Source organism: Spirillospora sp. NPDC046719 (genome assembly GCF_040645715.1).
In the GTDB taxonomy this organism is placed as follows: domain Bacteria; phylum Actinomycetota; class Actinomycetes; order Streptosporangiales; family Streptosporangiaceae; genus Spirillospora.
This window is the reverse complement of sequence record NZ_JBEYYT010000640.1, coordinates 1-4,162: the sequence shown is the minus strand read 5'-3', so window position 1 is coordinate 4,162 and position 4,162 is coordinate 1. Positions and strand designations below refer to the sequence as shown.

The following is a 4,162-nucleotide window of genomic DNA, read 5'->3' as shown; positions in this document are numbered from 1 at the left end:
CGAGCAGGTCGGGCTGCCCGTCGACGGCGACCTCGGCGCCGGTGGACAGGTCGAGGACGTGCACGCGGTCGCGGTGCGTCCAGGCCACCACGGGCGCGCCGTCCGGCAGCAGCCCGAACGCCCATTCCGCGCGGTGGTCGGGGAAGTCGGGGATCGGCGGGCCCAGCGCGGCGCGCGTGCGCAGATCCCAGCCCTGGCCGATGTTGGCGCCCTGGCCGGTCCGCGAGGCGAACGCCAGCGGCGGCCCGGCGGCCGCGGCGGCGACGCCGTCGAACGCTCCCTGCGCCAGCACGCTTTCGGGCATGCCTGGGAGGCTAGGGCACCGGGGTGAGATCGTTCCGCGAAGTGCGCGAAAACGCAGCGAACGCGGCCGCGTGCCGCGCGTGACCGTTCTCGCCCGGTCGTTCGGCGAAGGACCGGATGATGCCGGTAGGTTCCTGGCTTGTGGAGCCGATCGATCTGACCCCCGTCGAGCGGCGCGTGTGGCGGGCGTTCGCCACGGGCCAGCCCGTCGACCTGCGGGACGGCGACGACGATCCGGAGAACGGCGCCGCGTGGGGAGCCGAGCGGACGGTCCGGGCGGGCGTGCTGCGCAAGCTGCTGCTGGGACCGGCGGCCGACGGGGAGATCGCGGCGCTGCGGCTGAGCGGTGCGCGGATCTCGGGGCGGCTCGACCTGCGGTACGCGTCGGTCGCGCATCCGGTGCGGCTGGCGGGCTGCCGTTTCGACGAGGCGCCGGAGCTGTACGGGGCGCACCTGCGGCAGCTGAACCTCAGCGGCTCCTTCCTGCCGGGCCTGGTGGCGCAGACCCTCAAGGTGGACGGGGTGCTGCGCATGACCGACTGCCGCGTCCCGGGGCAGGTCCGCCTGGGCGGGGCGCGGCTGGCCGGCGCCTTCTTCCTGGAGCGCGCGCGGCTCGGGGAGGACGGCGCGCGGAAGGAGGTCCTGCACCTCAACCACTCCGTCATCGAGGACGACTTCTGGGCGCCCGGCCTGGAGGCGCGCGGGGAGATCCGGCTGAACGGCGCGTCCGTCGCGGGGACGCTGAACCTCAGAGGCGCCGCGCTGCTGACCCCGGGCGGGCGGGCGTTCGACGGCGAGAACCTCAGCGTGACGTCGGATCTGGTCGCCACCGGCGCGCGCATGGAGGGCGAGGTCAGCCTGCGCGGCGCCGCGATCCCCGGGCTGCTGGTGCTGACGAGCGCGCGGCTGTCCGACGCGTCCTGCGCACTGCGGGCGACGAGCGCGGTGATCGGGGAGGTGTGGCTGCGGGAGGCGCGGGTCGACGGCCCGGTGAACCTGCTGCGCGGCCGCTTCGGGCTGCTGCACGCGGCGCCCGGCGCGCTCGGCGGCACGGTCTGGCTGGACGGCCTGACGTACGGTTCGCTCACGCCGCGGCTCCCCGCCAAGGTCCGCATCGCGATGCTGGAGCGGGACGAGGAGGGCTACGTCCCGCACGCGTACGAGCAGCTCGCCGCCGCGTACCGGCAGGCGGGCGACGACCGGGCGGCGCGGAACGTCCTGCTGGCCAAGCAGCGCAGGCACCGCTCGACGCGGCCCCGGTACGCGCGGCTGTGGGGGTATCTGCAGGACGTGACGGTCGGGTACGGGTTCCGGCCGGTGTGGGCGGCGGCGTGGCTCGCGGGGCTGCTGGCGGTGGGCACGGCGGTGTTCGGGCCGCATCCGCCCGCGCCGCTGAAGGCCGACGAGCATCCGCCGTTCAACGCGCTGTTCTACACGCTGGACCTGCTGCTGCCCATCATCGACTTCGGGCAGGAGAAGGCGTTCAAGCCCGCGGGCTGGCACCAGTGGCTGGCCTACGCGCTGGTCATCGCGGGCTGGGTGCTCGCGACGACGATCGCCGCCGGGATCACCCGGACGCTCAGCCGGCAGTGACCTCGCGGAGCCGCGCGGCGGCGGCCTCCGGCGGCACGTCGTTGATCCACGCCGCCATGCCCGACTCCGATCCCGCCAAGTACTTGATCTTGTCGGGGGCGCGCCGGATGGAGAACAGCTCCAGGTGCAGCCGGACGAGGTCGCGGCCCTCGCCGGTCGGCGCCTGGTGCCAGCCCGCCACGTACGGCAGCGGCGTGCCGTACAAGGCGTCGCAGCGGCGGAGCAGGTCGCGGTAGAGGACGGCCAGTTCGTCGCGTTCGGCGGTGTCCAGCGCGGCGAGGTCGGGGACGTGCCGGTGCGGCATCAGGTGGACCTCGACCGGCCAGCGCGCCGCGGCCGGGACGTACGCCGTCCAGTGCTCGCCCGACAGCACCACCCGGGTCCCCACCCGCTCGGCCTTCAGCACGTCGTCGAACAGGCCGGGGTGCCGGGACGCCATGGCGAGCACGCGCTCGGTCCGCGGGGTGACGAACGGGTACGCGTAGATCTGCCCGTGCGGGTGGTGCAGCGTCACGCCGATCTCGACGCCGCGGTTCTCGAAGGCGAACACCTGCCGGACGGTCGGGATCTCCGACAGCTCGGCGGTGCGGTCGGCCCACGCGTCGATGACCGTCCGGACGCGGGACACGGGCAGGTCCGTCATCGCGGCGTCGTGGTCGTCGGTGAAGCAGACGACCTCGCAGCGCCCCGCGCCGGCGAACCGGGCGAACACCTCCGCGCCGTCGACCGTGGGCGGCACCGCCGGGGTCCGGGTGTCGAACGAGGGGAACCGGTTCTCGAAGACGGCGACGTCGTAGGAGTCGTCGGGGATCTCCGAGGCGGGGCCGCCGGGGCACAGCGGGCACTGGTCGGGCGGCGGCAGGAACGTGCGCGTGTTGCGGTGCGCGGTGACCGTGACGTGGTCGCCGGTCAGCGGGTCGCGGCGGACCTCGCACACCGGCTCGACCGGCGGCAGGCCGCGGGGGTCGGGAACGGGGACCCGTCCGGGGGACTCGTCGTAGTAGACGAGTTCGCGGCCGTCGGAGAGCCGCGCGCGTGTCCGGTGCATCGCCCGCAGCCTACAGGGCCCCGGCGTTCGCCGTCTCCGCCGCGTGCACCGCCAGCAGGTGCTTCACCAGGGTGGTCAGCACCTCCTTGCCGGACGCGCGCTCGCGGACGTCGCACAGCACGATCGGGGTGGCGTCACCGAGGTCGAGCGCCTCGCGGATCTCGTCCTCGGTGTAGTCGTAGCCGTCGTCGAACATGTTGACGGCGATGACGAACGGGAGCCCGCGGTTCTCGAAGTAGTCCACGGCGGGGAAGCAGTCGGCGAGGCGGCGGGTGTCGGCGAGCACGACCGCGCCGAGCGCCCCGTACGACAGCTCGTCCCACATGAACCAGAAGCGGTCCTGGCCGGGGGTGCCGAACAGGTAGAGGACGAGGCCGTCGCGGATGGTGATGCGGCCGAAGTCCATCGCGACGGTCGTGGTCGTCTTCTGCTCGACGCCCGCGGTGTCGTCGACGCCGATGCCCCGGTCGGTGAGCAGTTCCTCGGTCTGCAGCGGCCGGATCTCGCTGACGGCGCCGACGAGCGTCGTCTTGCCGACCCCGAAACCGCCGGCGACGAGGATCTTCACCGCGATGGGCGCGGCGGGCGCCGGACCCGCGGCTTCAGAGGGCTTGGAGACCATGCAGCACTTCCCTGAGCAGGCGTTCCTTGGAGAGCGTGCTCTCCTGTTGTTGCGGGCGGGTGACGGTGATGAGCCGGTGGTGCAGCAGGTCGCCGAGCAGCACCCGGACGACCACGAGCGGCAGCCGGATCCGGGCGGCGATCTCGGCGACGGGCTGCGGCTGCAGGCACATCTCCAGGATGTCCAGGTGCTCGGGGCCGATGCCGGGCGACCCGGAGCGCGGCCGGGCCGCGGTCGCGACGATCGTGATCATGTCGAACGCCTCGGCCGTGGCGGGCCTGGCGCGCCCGCGGGTGAGCGCGTACGACCGGACGATCGGCCCGGCCTCGTCATCGAGCCATTCGCTCCCAGGACCGCTCATGCGGGCTCACGAGTCCTCGGTATCGAGGGCCTCGGCGCGCCCGCGCCGGGTGCCCTGCTGGATGGACGACATCATCGAGCGCAGCTCCTCGGGGGTGCGGCCGGCGCGCGGCGCGGGCTCGGGGGCGGGCCGGGCACCCTGCTCCTCGCGCAGCTGAGCGGCCATGTTCTCCTGCCGGACGCGCTTCGGCAACGCCGGCCGGTCGCCGCGGGCGGCGCCCGGGGGACGGCGGCGG

6 protein-coding genes are annotated in these 4,162 nt (G+C 74.2%); 1 reads left to right on the top strand and 5 read right to left on the bottom strand.

What is annotated here, in order from left to right:
- Positions 1-304: hypothetical protein (locus tag ABZ914_RS47805; RefSeq protein WP_500201274.1), on the bottom strand; the 304-nt coding region annotated here is incomplete at its 3' end.
- Positions 305-444: 140 nt separating this feature from the next.
- Here ABZ914_RS47805 and ABZ914_RS47800 point away from each other — a divergent pair.
- On the top strand, positions 445-1,896 hold the full coding sequence (locus ABZ914_RS47800) for a hypothetical protein (RefSeq protein WP_500201273.1): 1,452 nt from the start codon (positions 445-447) through the stop codon (positions 1,894-1,896).
- Here the strand turns inward: ABZ914_RS47800 and galT are convergent.
- The 4 genes from galT to ABZ914_RS47780 form a co-directional block, all read right to left on the bottom strand.
- On the bottom strand, positions 1,883-2,944 hold the full coding sequence (galT, locus tag ABZ914_RS47795; protein WP_500201272.1) for a galactose-1-phosphate uridylyltransferase: 1,062 nt from the start codon (positions 2,942-2,944) through the stop codon (positions 1,883-1,885). The two genes, ABZ914_RS47800 and galT, sit on opposite strands and share 14 nt — an antisense overlap.
- A 10-nt stretch (positions 2,945-2,954) precedes the next feature.
- A complete protein-coding gene (locus ABZ914_RS47790) occupies positions 2,955-3,566 on the bottom strand; it encodes a GTP-binding protein (RefSeq protein WP_500201271.1) in 612 nt (203 codons plus the stop codon).
- Positions 3,547-3,927, bottom strand: a complete 381-nt coding sequence (locus ABZ914_RS47785; RefSeq protein ID WP_151545489.1) for a DUF742 domain-containing protein — start codon at positions 3,925-3,927, stop codon at positions 3,547-3,549. The genes ABZ914_RS47790 and ABZ914_RS47785 overlap by 20 nt, the downstream gene beginning before the upstream one ends.
- A 6-nt stretch (positions 3,928-3,933) precedes the next feature.
- Positions 3,934-4,162, bottom strand: a 229-nt coding sequence (locus tag ABZ914_RS47780) for a hypothetical protein (RefSeq protein ID WP_500201270.1), incomplete at its 5' end; no start/stop codon positions are given.